Source organism: Pontibacter sp. JAM-7 (assembly GCF_048548695.2).
In the GTDB taxonomy this organism is placed as follows: Bacteria; Pseudomonadota; Gammaproteobacteria; order Pseudomonadales; family Balneatricaceae; genus Neptuniibacter.
Genome location: NZ_JBLYIF020000001.1, coordinates 307,475 through 325,144, shown reverse-complemented (window position 1 = coordinate 325,144; position 17,670 = coordinate 307,475). Strand labels below are relative to the sequence as shown.

Genomic DNA, 17,670 nt, shown 5'->3' with positions numbered 1-17,670 from the left:
CGTATTTCACACTCCCCGGCCGTAGAAGGAACAGTCTATGACTGCCTCAAAACTCTATATCCTAGACACCAACGTGCTGCTACATGACCCTAAATGCCTGTATGAATTTAAAGAACAGGACATTGCCATTCCAATGACTGTGTTGGAGGAGCTGGATGACATAAAAGACCGCAAGAAAAATGTCGCCCAAGAAGCACGCGCTGCCATCCGGGCAATTGACCAGATCCTCAGCAAAGCCAAAGATACATCGGAAATTACCAAAGGTGTGCAGATCACCATACCGGGCACAATAGAAACCTCCCGCAAGCTGGGTAAACTGAGCATTTTCCCGGATCATGAGCTCACCGCACGCCAGGGTTTCCTGCCCAGCAATGCCAACAAAGACAATCACATTATCAACTGCGCCCTGCATCTGCAGGCCACCAATCCGCACCGGCATATCATTCTGGTTACCAAAGATATCAATATGCGCCTCAAAGCCCTGGGAGCAGGACTGAAGCGGGTTGAGGACTACCGTACCGACCAGTTAGTCTCCGATATCGATCTGCTGCCTGCGGGTTACACGCAGGTGGAAGGCAACTTCTGGGATAAAGTCGACGAGGTGGACAGTTATCAGGAGGGTAGTCATACCTATCATCGGATCAGTAAAGACCTTCTGCCCAATGCCTACCCCTGTGAATATGTGTTTGACGAGACCGAAGAGTTTTGTGCCCGGGTCAGCACCATTCGCGACCAGCAGGTGATTTTGCAGGACCTGGGTTATGAGCGGTTAATGCAGCAGAACTGCTGGGGTATTGAACCGATTAATATTCAACAGGCCTTTGCCATGGAAGCTGTGCTTGATCCGGAACTGGATCTGGTGATTCTGAATGGTGCAGCAGGCTCGGGTAAAACCCTGATAGCCCTGGCCTGTGCGCTGGAAATGGTGATTGAGCAGCGCCGCTACAATAAAATTATCGTGACCCGCTCCACCCCACCGGTGGCTGAAGATATTGGTTTCCTGCCCGGTACCGAAGAGGAAAAAATGACCCCTTGGCTGAGTGCTATCCAGGACAACCTGGAGGCGATGCACGAACACGATGAGCGGCCACAAAGCAGCGTCAAATACGCCATCGAAAAAGCCAACATCCAGTTCAAGTCACTTAACTTTATCCGCGGCCGTAGCATTCAGGAAGCCATTGTACTGCTGGATGAGACCCAGAACCTGACGCCATCTCAGCTGAAAACCATCATCACCCGATGCGGCAAGGGTTCAAAGATCATCTGTTTGGGTAACTTGGCTCAGATCGATTCCAACTACCTGACACCGCTTACCTCTGGCCTGACCTATATCGTGGAACGGTTTAAGGATTACGAAGGCGCAGCTAAAATCCATTTAGAAGGCATCTTCCGCTCGCGTCTGGCCGAGTACGCTGAAGAGCACCTCTAAACACACCGGCCCACTGCTGTGGGCCGCCATTCCTGCTACAATCCTGGGTATGTTAAGAGCTTTCTTTCAAACCCTGTTAATTATTCCAGTACGCTTGTATCAGTTTCTGATCAGCCCTCTGCTGGGACCACGCTGCCGGTTTTATCCCAGCTGTTCGCATTATATGATTGAAGCCATACAGACCCACGGCCCTCTGAAAGGGACTTGGCTGGGTCTGAAACGCCTTGCCCGCTGCCATCCCTACAGCGAAGGGGGTATCGACCCGGTGCCACCCGTACCACACTGCCACAACTGTCCTCAGCCCGACTCCGCAAAGAAATTATAAAACGGTTTCATTGTTGCTTGCGCGTGTTGCAAACTAATGGTCTCGAAACGCACCTCAGTGCCGGGTCGGCACTGCGTTAAACGAAACGCATCCAATGGCAGGAGGCTACCCAACTTGGGGTACCCCCCCAACGTCTGGCGGTCTTTCAACAACACAATCGGCTGCCCATCCGGAGGAATCTGGATCGCGCCAAAACAAATACCCTCTGACAACAGGCCACTCACACCACTTTCAATGGGCTGGCCTTTAAGGCGAAACCCCATTCGGTTGCTATCGCTACTCAGAATAAATCCAGTCTGATAAAACTGTTCAAGCGCACGTCTATCAAACTGCTCCACTTGATAGCCGGGTATCACTCGCGCTACCAGCGGCGCATCATAATCTGGGATATAACGCCATGGCACCTGCCTGTGGTGTGGCAACACAGGAGCGGATCCACAAGGTAAACAGTCACCGGCTTGCAGTGGCCGACCGGCAAACGCCCCCACCTGCTCACGCTCGACACTGGCGACACTGCCAAACATACTCGAAAACAGAAAGCCTCCGGCAACCGCCAGGTAGCTGCGCTGGCCACTACTGGCAAAATCGACTCGCAATCGATCACCCGGCTGCAGTTGGCAGGTACGCCAGCCTGGTAACGTTTGATCATTCAAACGAATACGCTGAACGGCACCGGTCATAGCAATACAACAAGCGACATCTGCTTCCAGTTCCACATTACCCAATGTGATCTCCAGTAATGCCGCAGCAACCGGATTGCCCAACAGCTTATTAGCCCAGCGCGCGGCATGTTCATCCAGAGCACCACCGGGACTGAGGCCGTAATGCTGCACGCCCCAGCGCCCGAGATCCTGCACCAGACTCAAGGTCCCTGGCTTGATAACACGCAGGCCGTTTGCTGTCATGGCAACAACCTTTGAAATTCTTGCTCGGTCACCGCCTCAAATCGGACCCGGTCACCTACCTGCAAACGACCGGGCGGGACCTGCTGTGGGTCAAACAATCTTAGCGGACAACGGCCAATCAGCCACCAGCCACCCGGGGAAGACTGTGGGTATACCGCAGTCTGCCGTTCCGCAATCGCCACAGAACCCGCCGGTACCTGCTGCCGTGGCGTTGCTTTTCTGGGGATAGATAACCGCTCTGACAATTGCCCCATATACGCAAAACCAGGAGCAAAACCTACCGCCTGAACCACGTATTCCTGCGCAACATGGAGTTCAATCAGGCGCTTGACCGGCAGGTGTAACTGAGCGGAAAGTTCAGCCAAATCTGGGGAAAATCCGCCATTGATGTCATAACAAACAGGCAAGATCACCGCTTTTCCTGTCAACGATCCTGGCGGGGGTTGAAATGTTGTTAATGCCCTGGCAATCGCCTGACGCATAGCAGCATTGTCTAAAAACAACAGGTCATAGGTCAGCAGCAAGCTACTATAGGCGGGCACAATATCTACGATGTGCGGTAAGCATTGCCGCAGATATTCAGCACAGGCAGCCACCTGCGCTGCAGCACTCTCTGCTGGCAGATCGAAACGCAACAGCAGACTATCAACGCCTGCTACATCAACCTGGTACTGCATCCAACACCTGCCTGATATCCCGGGCTAATGCCACAGCCGCAGGGTTATCACCATGAACACAAAGGGTATCAGGTTGTAACTGCAAAATATGACCTGCCAGACTTTCCAATTCCCCTTGCGTAGCCAGGCGCTCGGCCCGAGCCAAAATCTGCTCCGGATCATCCAGTACCGCCCCAGGCTGTTGACGCGAAACTAACAGACCCGAATCGTCATACGCCCGATCAGCGAACGCTTCAAACCACAGCGGAACACCATAGGCATCCGCTAACGCCTGACGAGCCTGGTTATCGGCAGTGGCCTGAATCACCAAGGTGAGAGGTGCAGGGTACGCCGCTAATGTTTCCAGAATGGTACGCAGCAATGTTTCATTACGCATCATATCGTTATACAGCGCACCATGAGGTTTAACATAACAGAGGCGACCACCATGAACAGCAGCGATACCGGCCAGGGCAGAGATCTGATACAACAGCAAACCCCGGATTTCATCTGCCGTACACTGCATACTGCGCCGACCAAATCCCATTAAATCCGGATACCCTGGATGTGCACCCATGGTGACGCCATGCTGTAACGCCAGCTTAACCGTGACTTCCATATGCTTCGGATCAGAAGCATGAAACCCACAGGCGATATTAGCCATATGAATATGGGGCATCACTTCATCATCCAGCCCCATTCGCCAGTCACCAAAGCTTTCACCCAGGTCACAATTTAACTTCATGATTTCACTCTCTTAACCGTTTAGATTGTCCACGGGGCAGATAAACCCGACCGGCTTAATCAATCTGTACAGCATCATCTTTCTACGGGCAGGCTTTAAGCGTATCATTTTGTCACTTTGTAGCGTTGCATCTAGTAAGTAGACAACGCCAATCGCAATCTATAACAACGGCAATAGCATGTTTAGCGCAAGCTCAGTAATTCTGATTGTGGCCCTTTATATGGGCATTTTATTCATTCTCGCGCAACAGGTTGAAAAACGTATCAACCTTAATGGCGCACCGAGACAGGCCACACAGGCACTGATCTACGGCCTGTCACTTGCGGTATATCATACCTCATGGACGTTTTATGGCAGTGTAGGTTTCGCAGCAACCTCAGGTTTGTTGTTTTTAGGCATTTATGGCGGTGCCATCTTAGGCATCATGCTATGGGGCGTTACCCTGAAACGCATGGTGTATGCAAAAACGAACTTCCGCATTACCAGCATTGCCGACTTCATCTCCACGCGCTATAACCGCTCCCAAAAAATTGCTGCATTGGTGACTTTGATCTGCCTGCTGGGGATAGCCCCCTATATCTCGCTGCAGCTCAAAGCGGTTATCAGCTCGGTTGACCTGATCACCCATAGCACTAACCGGACACTGGAAAATGAGATAACCGGTTTGCTGGTGACGCTGTTTATGGCAATTTTCACTATCGCTTTTGGCCTGCGCCGGATTGACCCAACTGAGCGCCACCCTGGCGTCATGGCGGTACTGGTGGCGGAGTGCCTGGTCAAACTTGTCGCCTTTATGATGGTTGGCTGGTTTGCAACCTATCACCTGTTTGACGGTTTCGGCGATATTATCAATCGACTGGATGCCAATGGCCTGTCACATGTCTACAGTTTCAACGCCACTGAAAACAGTGGCCTGATGTGGGCAACCCTTTTCCTGCTCAGTTTTGCCGCCATTCAAAATCTACCACGACAATTCCATGTCGCGGTGATAGAAAATTCCAGCCCGAAACATATTAAAACAGCCATGTGGTTGCTACCACTTTACATGATACTAATGAATCTATTTGTGGTGCCAATCGCCGCAGCAGGGCTGCTTCAGGGGTTACCCATCACCTCTGCCGACTATTTTGTTCTGCTGCTACCCCAGCAATCGGGTCAACAGATGCTGACACTTCTGGCATTTATTGGCGGATTTTCTGCAGCAACCGGCATGATTATTATCACCACCATGACACTCTCTACCATGGCCTCAAACCATCTGGTGATGCCATTGCTGGAGTGCTTTCCAAAACTGCGCTTTATGCACCACTACCTGTTACAAATCCGCTGGGGTCTGGTGCTGGCTATTCTGTTCGGCAGTTTGTGGTTCGCCGAAGCCTTCTCCGATTCCTATATTTTGGTCGCCATTGGCCTGATTTCGTTCGTGGCAGTACTGCAGTTCACCCCTGCCATGTTTGGCGGATTATTCTGGCGGCGGGGCAACAGTGCAGGTGCCTTGATGGGCCTTAGCGCAGGTTTTATTGTCTGGTGCTATACCCTGTTATTACCTGCGTTTATTCAGCATGGCTGGTTTGATCAGACCCTGCTGACACAGGGTCCCTGGCAGATCGAAGGGCTGAAACCCGAGGCACTGTTTGGCATTGAAGGGCTACATCCGGTAACCCACTCAGTGTTCTGGTCAATGGTGTTCAACCTGGGCTGCTACATCCTCGGCTCAGTGTTATATAAACCGAATAAATCTGAGCGCACACTCACCTGTGAATTTCTTGGCTCTATGCATGAACTGGTGAATCAGCGTGCCAGACCCACGGGCCTGAATGCCTACATACTACTTGAGCCAAAACTGGATGAAGCCGTTACTCTGCTGAGTGAGTACCATACGGAACAGAAGGCTCGCGCCGAGATTCGGCATATCGCTGACGACCTCCAAGTCACTGAAAAAAGCCATATCACCATCATTGAGTTGATGGAATTTCATCGCATGCTGGAACATATACTTGCCGGCTCTGTGGGTGCTGCCAGTGCCCATAATGCCATCGAGAAAAGTATCCGTTACAACGAGCGTGAAGCTGCCGACCTGCAGGCTCTGTATAGCCATATCATCAACGAGCTGAATACCGGCACAGCCATCCCGACCAAAGATGACTCTCTCAGCCCTACATCATTCAATATCATTGATGACCTGCAAGATCAGATCGACCGGCTAGAGGTTCAGGTAAAAGAGCAAACGCAAACCATTGACCTGCTGGAATCTAAGCTAGAGAAGCGCCAGGAAGCCCTGTTTAAGAGCCGTATGGATCAGCAAAAAGCACAACAAGAAGTTAATGAACTTCGAATTGAGCTAGCTAAAAACCTGAGTTAATTCGAACATAAAAAAAGCCCCTGATGGGGCTTTTTTTATCTCTGCCACTTAACTTTCAGCGGCTTCAATCCGATGCATATGCACATCCATTTGCGGGAATGGGATGGCAATACCTTCCTGATCAAAACGCAGCTTAACCTGTTCAGTAATATCCCAAAGTACCGGCCAATAATCAGACGTTTTTACCCATGGGCGCACCACAAAGTTAACACTGCTATCTGCCAGTTCAGACACTGCGATGACCGGTGCAGGCTCCGGTAAAATCCGCGCTTCGGCAGCAATAATGTCGTTAAGAACCTCTTTTGCCCGACGCAGATCGCTGTCATAGCCAATACCAAAAATCATATCAATACGACGCGTACCCTTGCTGGAATAGTTAATGATCACACCACTGTAGATACCGCCGTTAGGAATAATCACAGCGCGGTTATCACCGGTACGCATCTCTGTATTAAAGATATGTATCTTCTCAACCACACCAGAGACGCCACTAGCCTCAACAAAATCACCTTCCCGAAATGGCTTGAAGACAATCAGCATCACACCAGCGGCGAAATTTTTCAGTGAGTCCTGTAACGCCAAGCCAACTGCCAAACCCGCCGCACCGACCAGAGCAATCAACGATGTAGTATCCACACCTAGCTGGTTAAGCGAGGCCACCACAATAACCAGCAGCAACAGGATTGAACTGATTGAACTAACAAAATGGACCAACATGTCATCCATTTTTGCCTTGCGCAAAATACGTTCCAGCAAACTAATCAACAATTTAGCGACCCAACGCCCGGCAAAGAAGATCACCAGTGCGAGGACAATATTCAGTGCCCAGGGCGTCACATAGGTTGCAAAGAAGTTTTCCATTTCACATCTCCAGATAAGTGAACCAACTACATTTGGTTAAGTATCATCTCGCTTTTGCAACATGACAACCCTTGAATCTTTATTAGATGTGATGGCCAGGGAACCATGTAATAGAAAGTCGGTCAGCAACTTGGGCAAGATCGCGGCGGTCGGCGCTGTTAAGGCCGGGGAGAACACCGTACAATAGCCACCAAATGGGCGAACTTTAACCAATTATTGTAGAGCAATGAATAAATCCACCCTGATCACTCTGTTACTTCTCTGTTTTTCACCCTTAGTACTGGCCCAGCCTGGTCATATTGCCGATGATGCAATGGTATATGTCCATAACGGTCCCAGTAATCAATACCGAATCATCACCCGAATTGCCAGCGGCAGCCCGGTAGAGATTCTGGAGCGCAACAAATCCACAAACTACACGCATATCCGCATGCAAAATGGCCGTACCGGCTGGGTGGAAAGTGCCTCAGTTGACCCAGGCGACAGCCTGTCTATTGCTTTGCCAAAAATGGAACGCAGCCTGGAACAAAGCCAGTCTACGGTTAGCCAGCAGGCCCAGCAAATTGAAGGCTTACAGACAGAATCGGCAGCACTCAAAAAGAGCAACGAATCGCTGTCTAGTGATGTGCAGAAGCTGAATAGCCGTATTAAAGAGTTACAGTTTCAACTGGATACTACAGACGAAACCAATCTGATGCGCTGGTTTACCTACGGTGGCCTGGTCGCATTAGGCGGTGTTTTCTTTGGTTTGATCCTGCCTTACTTGCCACGGCGTAAGAAGCGCCGTGATGACTGGTTCTGACCACGAGTTACTAGCAACAAAAACGGCGCTTGATGCGCCGTTTTTTTATGTGCCGAAGTGATATATGTCAATTCAATTGCACTGTTATGGCACAACACTACACGCCAACAAATAGCTCAAAAAGCCGATTTCACCGGCAAAACAACCTAGAAACATCTTAAATATCAAGCAAATAAACTACTGTTTACTTTGCGATCAATCAGTAAGAAAGACCATAACTTGGGAGCTTATTTAGCATGTAACCATGTTTTCGACAGGGTTATCCACAAAGATTGGGGACAATAACTGCAACGCCTTTAATGACGTAGCCTGCAGGATATTTTGGCAACGCAAAAAACTATACACATCCCACCAGCACCAAAAATGAGCATAGCTTGCTCTATGGTATAAAAATTACATATCAACCGGATTAAAACTGCCAATTAGCCAATTCATGCTCACTCCTGTCTAATGGCGCTATCTAAAACATGCAGGGGCAGAAGCAATGAAGACCATTACTATTTTTGGCCGCGAAGGCTGCGGTTTTTGCCGAAGAGCCGTGGCACTGTGTGAAATCAAAAACCTTAACTACCGTTATATTGATATTCACAAAGAGGGTATCAGTAAAGCCGATTTAGAAGTCACGGTCGGCAAACCGGTTATGACTGTACCGCAGATCTTTCACGGCCAGAATCATATTGGTGGCTTTACCGAACTCAATGCGTTTCTCAGCCAGTCTGGTAACGATAATACTCAACTGTCTGGAGCTACAGCCGAAAAATAGTTTATACTCAAGTAACAGCCTGTTGGCAGAGGAGTGACAAATAATGCTTTTATTCAGTCTTGTGACCTTAGCCATGGTGGCACTCATTGTAGGTGTGCTCAAGCATACTCCTGCGCAACCGGAGCCTGTGCGTATTCGTGTAGAGGAGCAACCACCTCAGCGCCGTCGTCGCTAGGCCCGTCCCCTGCCAGTGCTATGTGTACTGGCAGTTGTACCCTATCTGATTGGTCCCCAAAGGCGTTCTGCTAAACCACCCCAGCGAATAATCGGTTGCTGAGTAGCACTTAGCAGCGTTTTTTCTGCGGCAACCAGTGTCAACTTGCCTTTTGCCCGAGTAATACCGGTGTACAACAATTCTCTACTCAACAAAGCCTGCGCTTCTGTTGGCAGCAGCAAATACACATGATCAAACTCTGACCCCTGACTTTTATGGACGGTCATGGCGTACACCGTATCGTGGGCAGGTAAACGACTGGGGAGCAAGCCTCGTAAGCCTTGACTGGTTGGGAACCAAACTTTAATTTGGCCATTTTCATCGGGCCAGGCCACGCCGATATCACCGTTATACAACCCCAGTCGCGCATCATTGCGCGTTATCATCACCGGTCGCCCTCTATACCAGGGACTTTCACCACGCACATGTCCCCGCGCAACCAGGCCTTCCCGTACCCGCTGGTTCAGACCGGATACGCCAAACGGGCCTTCTCTGAGGGCACATAACAGCTGCAGAGTCGGCAACTGTTCAAGGAAGGCCTCTGCACTGTCTGTTCCACCCTGTTTCAGTAAGCTGCTATGAAACTCAACCACAGCCTGTACTGCCGACTGGAAGCTGTCCTCCTGCAAGGGCTTATAATCCAGATCAGCCGGCGGCTGACTAAGCAACTCACGAACATCCGCCGGCTGGCCCTGGTTCACGGCCCGGGCCAGCAAACCGATCCCGCTATCATGCGAGAACCGATAACTGTGCCTTAACATTGCCAGGCAATCCGCGATTGCAGGCGGCATTTGCTCGGCAGGCATCAGCCGCACATCCGCACCTAACCGGCACTGTTGATTAAGATATTCGGTACAAGCTTCACTGTAATGTAACGCGCCCGGCCAGGCGCAGATGTCACCCAGCACACTGCCCGCCTCAACTGAAGCCAACTGATCACGATCACCCAGCAAAATAAGTCGACTCTGCTCTGGCAATGCCTGCAGCAGCCTGGACATCATCGGTAGATCCACCATTGACGCTTCATCCACCAACAGCAGATCCAGATGCAACGGATTACTGACATCATGCTTGAATTCAATACTGCCCTGCCGCACCCCCAGCAAACGATGCAGGGTACTCGCCTGGTCAGGAATCAGCCCGCTGTCAGTATCGGGCAAAGCCAACTGTTGCTTCGCCTTACTGATCGACTCACTCAATCTCGCGGCGGCCTTACCGGTGGGTGCAGCCAGTTTAATACGGGGTGTTATTCCCTGTGCCAGCTGCTGGCTGATATAAAGCGCCAGAATTTTGGTCACTGTTGTGGTTTTACCTGTACCTGGCCCGCCACTGATGACTGCCAGCGAATGCCGCAGGGCCAGTGCAGCGGCAACCTGCTGCCAGTCTGGCTGCTGATCGGTCGCATCAAATAATTGATCTAGGTGCTGTTGCAGTAATCCTCGGTCATTGATCACCGGCGCTGTCCGCTGTAATAGCGCCTGATACACACGCATTTCATGCTGCCAATAGCGATAGAGGTAAACCCGTTGTTGGTCCATTACCAGCAAGGTCGCCTGCAGACCCTGCCCCAGTAACAGCCCGTCGGGTTGCCAATCAATTGCCTGTAATGTGTCTAACTCTGCCGCCAGTTCAGCCGGCCAATCACTGGCAACCTTCAACCGTGCCAATGGCAGGCACACATTACCCACCGCAAGCTGCTGGCTAACCAGTGCAGCCAACAATACTAACTGCGGCTGCACAGGCTGTTGTTGGGCGACAAAACGACCAAATTGCAGATCCACTGCTCTAATCCAACCGGAGTGTTGCCAGCGTTGCAGGGTTTGTAATGCATCCGTATAGAGGGTCATCAGACCACCCCGCCGCCAGCAAATAGATGATCCAACGCGGTCAGCAGCGCCAGCGAAGGGCGGCAGGAGAATACACCGCTGCCACCCTGTGGGGTGACCCCACGCAAAAACAGATAATAAACACCACCAAAATGCTGGTTGTAATCATAATGGGGCAACCGGGTTTGCAAGAGCCGATGCAGTGCCAGTGAATAAAGCTGATACTGCAGATCATAGCGGTGCTCCAACATGGCATATTCCAGCGCATGTTGGGCATAACAATCCAGGTTATTCCCGAGGTGGTTGGATTTGTAATCAAGCACGTAGTAACGCCCGTTGTAGCGGAACAACAGATCGATGAATCCCTTTAACATGCCGTCTACCTGCTCGAACTCCAAGCCATGCGCCGCCTGCGCCGACAGTGAGTCATGCTGACGCACTACCCGCTCCAGCTCAGTTGATTGCACACCCTCAACAGGAAACATAAATTCAAGTTCAACCCGGCGGTCAGCATCATCGAGTAACCCCAGGCGCATTTGCTCACCATCCAGCGGGCAGGCCAGAGTATCAGCAACCAGCTGAGTCACCACGGGTAGCCATTCTGCCGCATAGCCACTCAGTTCAAGCTCCTGCGCCAGAGTCGAGGCATCCTGTTGTGCATCAAACTGAGCAAAGCTTATCTTTTCAAACAGCGCATGCAGGCAGGTGCCGGCTGTTGCACCTTTGGGAAAGGTAAAAATACTATGGCCATCAGGATCTATTTCAGGCTGCTGAGGTTTCTCATCTGCCACTTCAAGGTCAATACCGGGCAATTCCGGCAAGCTATGCTGTCGACGGCTGAGCGCCGAATAGCTGGTCACTCGCCATTTAGTAGGTATGGATCCGGAAAAACGCCGCGCGGCGAGTGTTTCCTCTACAACGGGCTGCTGCCAATCCGATGTCCGTGCTGAAACATGCGTCGTTGTCTGTACCGCAATAGACGGGCAATGCTGTACCAGCTTTTGCAGTGCCTGTGCCACATTGCCATCCAGCTGCTGTAACAGATACCCCAGGGCAGTGTTGGTAAATGTGTGCCCCTTATAGGGCTTCGGCTCGGCAACCCCAAGATAGCAAGCATAGATTGAGCGAGTGAGTGCAACGTAGAGCAGTCGCAGATCTTCCGCCAGCCGCTCTTTATCCGCCAACACCAGGTTCTCTTTACCCTGGCTCAGGTCCAGTACAGCAGCGCCCGTTTCAGTATGATAGAGCGCATCTTTTGCTTTACCGGCACTACAGATAAAGGGGAGAAACACCACCGGGAACTCAAGCCCTTTAGCTTTATGAATGGTAATGATAGTGATCCGTTTGCGATCACTTTCCAGCCGTAGAATCTGCTCATCAGATTGGCCATGATTACCCTGCTGCTGCGCATAAAACCAGCGTAACAGCGCCGTACTGGTATCCAGTTCCACGCTGCGCTGCTGTAGGAGTTCACTCAACTGCATCAGATTGGTCAAACGCCTTTCACCCTGCGGTAATGCCAGCAAGCCAGCCGCAAGATCCCGCCGCTGCAGCAACTGATTCAACATGGGTAACACCCCATGCCGTTGCCACAACTGATGGTACTCATCAAACTCTTTCAGCACTGCATCCCAGGCCTGTTCATCTCGATTCAGGCGATCCAATGCTGCCAGGTCCAGCAACATCAGACTACAAGCTAATGCAGCGCGTATGCAGGTTTCATCTTGTGGATTGGCAACCGCAGCCAGCACCAGCGACAGGTCAGCCGCTTCCTGGGTTGCAAACACCGAATCACGCCCACTGAGATAGACACTGGGCAAAGCCAGAGCCTGTAGTGCCTGAGAGATACTCTCCGCTTCATAACGGTCCCGAACCAGCACCGCAATATCCCCGCCACACAGAGCAACATCGCCAATCTGGCTGTCACTGCTCAACAAGTGAAAGATCTGCCGGGCAGCGATGTCGGCAAACTTGCTACGGTACTGCTGTTTATTCAATGCTTCTACATCAGGGTCATGCCAGAAGGTCAAAGCCGGTAATAACTCACCATTACAACGTAACTGTTTATCTTTACCGGCAGCTGTGACGCTTTGATAAGGAATCTGCTCGGTATAAATAAAGGGCGCAGATACGTGCTGGAACACCGCGTTAACCGCAGCCACCATCGCTGCAGTAGAGCGCCAGTTGGTCCCCAGAGTATAGGGTTGTTCAACCCCGGATTTAGCCTGCATATAGGTAAAGATATCCGCACCACGGAAGGCATATATCGCTTGTTTCGGGTCGCCAATCATCACCCAGGCGGTACCAGTACCAGACTGATAAACATGCTTGAAGATGCCGTATTGCAGAGGGTCCGTATCCTGAAATTCATCAATCAGTGCCACCGGGAACTGCTGGCGAATAGCTGCTGACAGGCGACCTCCCCCGTCGCCTGACAAAGCGGAGTGTAAACCGCTGAGCAAGTCATCAAAGGTCAGCAGCTGATGCTGCTGCTTTTCCGCCTGCATCCGCAACTCAAGCTGCGCCAGGGTGCGGGACAGTACGGCTTCACGCAATGGGACAGTTTCCTCTACTAACCGCTGCGTCAGGTCAAACAGAGGGTGCTCTGGAACTGCACCAGTTTTGGTTTTAGCTGCCAGCGTTGCAGGAGTAAACCGATCCATAACTTTAAGCAGACTCTTATCCGGCTCCCGCTGCTCTGACATAGCATAGTCTGTTACCTGACTCAGCCAGTTTGCGACACTGGACACCCGGTAGCTTTGCTTATTCAGACCCGAGTTGTTAATCAGCCCCTCAAGTGACTCTGCTTGACTCAGCCAGGCGGATTTAAAGTGCTTAATCAGCACAGTACGCTGCTCGACCAATTGCACTAGATCAGCATCGCCAAGGTCCGGCTGCAGCTGGACACCGAAGCGCCCTACATAAGACGACACTGCCTGATAGAGGCTATCCGGTGTAGGCCATAATTCCAGCAACTGATCTGCCACTAACCCCGGCAGCGGGTAAAGCAGATCTCGCCATAGATCCAGTAAGGCAGCCCGGATCAGGGATTGGTTATCTGTTAACAACTCCTGGCTGAATAAACTCCCGCTTTCAAATGCATGCTGGCGTAACATCCGCTGACAGAAGCCATGAATGGTGAACACTGCCGCTTCATCCATCTGTCGCAATGCGGCTTCTAACAGGGTAATTGCACGGGGAACATCCGAGGTCGCCTGCAGCAATGCCTGCAGAAACGGGTCCTTGCTATGACCGACCAGAAAAGCCTCACGGGCATCTGATACCCGCTGCCGGACCCGGTCACGTAACTCTTCGGTAGCCGCTTCAGTAAAGGTCACCACCAAAATCTGATCCGGACCCAGGGGCGACTGGCCAGAATTCAGCCCCAAAATAAGCCGCAAATACAGTGCGGCAATGGTGAAAGTTTTGCCAGTACCTGCACTGGCTTCAATCAATTGTGTGCCATGTAGCGGAAAGCTCATCAGGTCAAGCCGCAGTGCGTCACTCATCCTTGAGATCCTCCATGTAACTCAGCATCGGCTCCAGTAGGATTACGTCAGGTAGTAATGCTTCTAAAAAGCTCTCCGCATCAGGGAAAACTCGCCTCAGATATGGATCTTCACCAATGCCGTAATGGTTATAGCCACCATTAAACCGGTCAATCACTGCTTGCCGGGCTGCTGCTTCACCCTTCGCCAAGGTTTCCAGATACGTCATACCCGCTTTAGCATCAAACGCCACCGGGGTTGTTAGGCTACGCTGATAAAAATCTAACCATTGCTGCAAGAACTCCAGCGCCTGCGCCCTGGGTACCGGTGCAAAACTCACCCAGGCAGACAAGCCCCTGAAATAACTATGGCCTCCGCCCAACAGCTGTAATACCAGATGCTCGATCCAGGTGGTTATCCTGTCATAGCCATTCACCTGTGCCGGTCTGAATCGCAACAAGTGCTGAGGATAGGTATTGTCCAGCCAACCCACCAGCCGCGTCTCGCCCAGTTGCAGATCAACTTCATGGCACACAACTTCACCCTGCATGCGGGGTTCCAGCTTAGCCACCAGCTCGGTGATGTCCTTACGCAGTTTTTGCAACAGGTTCTGCGCGCGGCTGGAAACGGGCAATAACCCCTCAGCCAGCAACTGCTGCTCCAGCACCTCAGGCTCATTTCCGGCCAGCAACCAGTTAAGGTAACGCTGCTTCAGCAGGTAGGCATCCAGGGAGTCAAGGGCGAAGGGTTCTTCATCCAGAGTGTCTGCCTCAGCCTGACGAAACCAGGTTTTCAGCCGACGGGTAAAAAAACCGCGACAGGGATTTTTAATCTGGCTAAGCAGCTCTGTCAGTTCCAGTTCGGCCAGCGGTTCCTCCGGTAACTGACAACTCGCAGCGGCAACCGGTTGTTGACGGGTACTCGCAGCGGCAAGCCATTCACTGGCATAACTGAATATTTGCTTGTCAGTGGCGTTAAAGTTATCGCTACCAAACGGCGTCATCGGGTGCTGCACGCACAGCTGTTTCAGTAGTGCTTTGCCACTGTCAGCATAGTTCTGCTGAACATCCTCCTCCAGGCAGTAACCCAGGCGCAGATAGTCCAACAACTCACTCACCAGTACCGACGGTATTTTTTCCCGGTTGTCGTAAATAGAGCGACCCACATAACTGATATACAACGTTTCCTGAGCCGACAGCAGCGCTTCAAGAAACAGGTAACGGTCATCATCCCGACGCGATCGATCGCCTCGTTTCGGGTGATCCCGCATCAAATCAAACCCCATGGGTGGCATCGCTCGAGGATAGGCCGAGTCATTCATACCCAGCAGGCACACGACCCGAAACGGGATAGAGCGCATCGGCATCAGGGTACAGAAGTTCACCGCACCGACCATAAAACGCTGCCCCGAGCGACTGTCATCCAGCCCCGATAACAGGTAATCCACTACCACTGTGGCCGACAAGGGCCCCTGCCAGGCGGCATCAATGAGTTGTTCCTGCAATCGCTGTAACAGCTGCCGGATGCTGTTGAGTGCCAACTCATCGTCTACTTCAGCCAGATAACACGTATCCAGTACCTGGTTGATCGCCTGAATCCATTCAACCAGTGGTTTTGCACCACGAAGAGACTGTCTTATCCGGTCGAGACAATCGATAAACTCACCTAACTGTCCGAGTAGTTCAGCTGCCAGACCTTCTATTTCAGGGTAAGGCGCAATTCCCTGCCACACGCCAGTATCACCCAACGCATAACCACTGAGCATACGGCGTAGGCCAAAACGCCAACTGTTTTGCTCAAACACCGGCACTGACCACAATGAACGCTGCTCGCCATCCAGGCCCCAGCGAATATTCACCCCCTGCACCCATTGCCGGATGGTCTGAAAACCCGCTTCATCCAAACCAAAGCGCCGCTGAATTGCGGAAACTTCCAGCAGTTCCAGCATGTCCGTGACACAAAAACGGCTGTGGGGCAGTTTGAGCAATCGGGCAAAGCTGAGTAACAGAGGGTTTTCTTCAGCAGAACGCTGATCAGAAACGGCAAATGGAATTCGTCGCTCAGGTGGCACGCTGGAAAAAACGGCATCAATATAGGGGGCATAGGCCGCCACATCCGGCATCATGACGATGATGTCACGAGGTTGCAGAGTTGGGTCCCGTTCAAACATTGCCAGTAATTGATTATGTAGCACCTCAACTTCCCGTAAGGCACTATGACAACTGTGCACGCTAACAGACGGGTCATCCGTGGCGACCCGATATTTATACTGACTATGCAGCAATTGATCCGGCAAAGCCGATGGATCTTCCAGGTCCAGAATATCCTGCTGGACCGACTTGAGCAGTGACTGACGTTCGCTGGCAACAAACGCGTCTATCTCAGTGCATTTCAGTGCCTGAAGTTGATCGATATAATCCCGCCCTAATTTACCCAGCGACGCCAGTAACGGATTACCCAACTCCATAACCTGCTGTGCAGCCAGACCGGGCTTATCAAACCAACGTCGGTTCATACGCGCGATCTGATTTTGATCCACCACTTCGCCCCAGTAAAAACGGCAGGGATTACAGACCATTAGATGTACATCGATACGTTTACCCAACTGCTGTAACGCATCAATAAAATTTTGCGGCAAAGCCGAAATACCAAATACAAATAGCCGCTTGGGTAACGCCGTCGGCAGTTCCGCTTGAGCCAGTGCCTGGCTGAACGCGCTGAACATATTCGCCCGGTGCCAATGCGGTTGCGCGAGTTGCTGAGTCGATGCCACCAGCGCCCGCCAAAGGACAGGTTGCCAGGGTTGTTTTTCGGCGGCCTGCTGACCACCCTGCTCCCAGTCAGAGATCCATTCAGGGCGATACACCAGGTATTGGTCAAACAGATCAGCTATTTTTTGGCTGAGCTGGTAAAGACGGTACTGATCAGGATCATCCAATAAATAACTCTGCAGGGGTGAAAATTCAGGTTGTGCTAACAGCGGCGGCAGAAGCTGCATCAGCTTCCACTGCATTGCTTCCTTATTAAATGCGGAACGTTGCGGCACCCCCTCCAAAACTGAGGAAAAACACTGCCATAAAAAAGACGCGGGTAAAGGAAACTCAATCGAGGCAGCAATACCTGCTGACTGCGCCATTTCCAGCTTAAGCCACTGCGCCATACCGGGGCTCTGCACCAGTATTTGCTCAGCGATAAAGGGGTCATCCAGCGGCTCGGCATTAATCCGGTGCAGCAGAAGGTCTTTCAGTACCGATAGATCGTTAGAGTAATAGACAGTTAGCATGATGTGGGCGT

Annotated in this window: 13 protein-coding genes; 6 read left to right on the top strand and 7 right to left on the bottom strand. The window is 51.6% G+C overall.

The genetic code is table 11. The features are described 5' to 3' along the window. Positions 1-37 precede the first annotated feature (37 nt). Together ACFVYJ_RS01385 and yidD are read left to right on the top strand one after the other, a co-directional pair. Entirely contained in the window at positions 38-1,429 is a 1,392-nt protein-coding gene (locus ACFVYJ_RS01385; RefSeq protein WP_419414390.1) for a PhoH family protein, read from the top strand. A 49-nt stretch (positions 1,430-1,478) separates the two neighbouring features. Further along, positions 1,479-1,754 carry a membrane protein insertion efficiency factor YidD gene (yidD, locus tag ACFVYJ_RS01380; RefSeq protein ID WP_419414389.1) on the top strand — a complete coding sequence of 92 codons (276 nt, stop codon included), beginning with the start codon at positions 1,479-1,481 and terminating at the stop codon, positions 1,752-1,754. On the opposite strand, the gene ACFVYJ_RS01375 is transcribed toward yidD, so the two are convergent. Genes ACFVYJ_RS01375 through ACFVYJ_RS01365 form a run of 3 tightly spaced genes read right to left on the bottom strand, consistent with a single transcriptional unit; the run spans position 1,727 to position 4,060 of the window. Next, complete coding sequence (locus ACFVYJ_RS01375) at positions 1,727-2,659, bottom strand: 5-oxoprolinase subunit C family protein (RefSeq protein WP_419414388.1); 933 nt, start codon at positions 2,657-2,659, stop codon at positions 1,727-1,729. The two genes, yidD and ACFVYJ_RS01375, sit on opposite strands and share 28 nt — an antisense overlap. Further along, positions 2,656-3,336, bottom strand: a complete 681-nt coding sequence (pxpB, locus tag ACFVYJ_RS01370; RefSeq protein WP_419414387.1) for a 5-oxoprolinase subunit PxpB — start codon at positions 3,334-3,336, stop codon at positions 2,656-2,658. The genes ACFVYJ_RS01375 and pxpB overlap by 4 nt, the downstream gene beginning before the upstream one ends. After that, the gene (locus tag ACFVYJ_RS01365) at positions 3,320-4,060 is read right to left on the bottom strand and encodes a 5-oxoprolinase subunit PxpA (RefSeq protein WP_419414386.1); all 741 of its coding nucleotides are present in this window, start codon (positions 4,058-4,060) and stop codon (positions 3,320-3,322) included. Before ACFVYJ_RS01365 ends, pxpB begins: the two co-directional genes overlap by 17 nt. A 220-nt stretch (positions 4,061-4,280) precedes the next feature. Here ACFVYJ_RS01365 and ACFVYJ_RS01360 point away from each other — a divergent pair, with 220 nt between their 5' ends. Beyond that, the gene (locus ACFVYJ_RS01360; RefSeq protein WP_419414385.1) at positions 4,281-6,422 is read left to right on the top strand and encodes a solute carrier 5/6 family protein; all 2,142 of its coding nucleotides are present in this window, start codon (positions 4,281-4,283) and stop codon (positions 6,420-6,422) included. Between the two features lie 48 nt (positions 6,423-6,470). Here the strand turns inward: ACFVYJ_RS01360 and ACFVYJ_RS01355 are convergent, their stop codons facing one another. Continuing rightward, on the bottom strand, positions 6,471-7,283 hold the full coding sequence (locus tag ACFVYJ_RS01355; RefSeq protein WP_419414384.1) for a mechanosensitive ion channel family protein: 813 nt from the start codon (positions 7,281-7,283) through the stop codon (positions 6,471-6,473). A 226-nt stretch (positions 7,284-7,509) separates the two neighbouring features. Between ACFVYJ_RS01355 and ACFVYJ_RS01350 the strand changes: the two genes are divergently transcribed. The 3 genes from ACFVYJ_RS01350 to ACFVYJ_RS01340 all read left to right on the top strand — a co-directional run bounded on the left by ACFVYJ_RS01350 (position 7,510) and on the right by ACFVYJ_RS01340 (position 9,023). Beyond that, entirely contained in the window at positions 7,510-8,085 is a 576-nt protein-coding gene (locus ACFVYJ_RS01350; RefSeq protein WP_419414383.1) for a TIGR04211 family SH3 domain-containing protein, read from the top strand. A 484-nt stretch (positions 8,086-8,569) separates the two neighbouring features. Next, entirely contained in the window at positions 8,570-8,848 is a 279-nt protein-coding gene (locus ACFVYJ_RS01345; RefSeq protein WP_419414382.1) for a GrxA family glutaredoxin, read from the top strand. Positions 8,849-8,891: 43 nt separating this feature from the next. Beyond that, positions 8,892-9,023 (top strand): hypothetical protein, encoded by a 132-nt coding sequence (locus ACFVYJ_RS01340; RefSeq protein ID WP_419414381.1) that lies wholly within the window; start codon positions 8,892-8,894, stop codon positions 9,021-9,023. A 41-nt stretch (positions 9,024-9,064) separates the two neighbouring features. On the opposite strand, the gene recD is transcribed toward ACFVYJ_RS01340, so the two are convergent. From recD to recC, 3 genes are read right to left on the bottom strand one after another with little or no spacing between them, the layout of a single operon-like run. Beyond that, positions 9,065-10,909, bottom strand: a complete 1,845-nt coding sequence (gene recD, locus ACFVYJ_RS01335; protein WP_419414380.1) for an exodeoxyribonuclease V subunit alpha — start codon at positions 10,907-10,909, stop codon at positions 9,065-9,067. Continuing rightward, a complete protein-coding gene (recB, locus tag ACFVYJ_RS01330) occupies positions 10,909-14,397 on the bottom strand; it encodes an exodeoxyribonuclease V subunit beta (protein WP_419414379.1) in 3,489 nt (1,162 codons plus the stop codon). Before recB ends, recD begins: the two co-directional genes overlap by 1 nt. Beyond that, positions 14,390-17,659, bottom strand: coding sequence for an exodeoxyribonuclease V subunit gamma (recC, locus tag ACFVYJ_RS01325; RefSeq protein WP_419414378.1), 3,270 nt, complete (start codon positions 17,657-17,659; stop codon positions 14,390-14,392). Before recC ends, recB begins: the two co-directional genes overlap by 8 nt. Positions 17,660-17,670 lie beyond the last annotated feature (11 nt).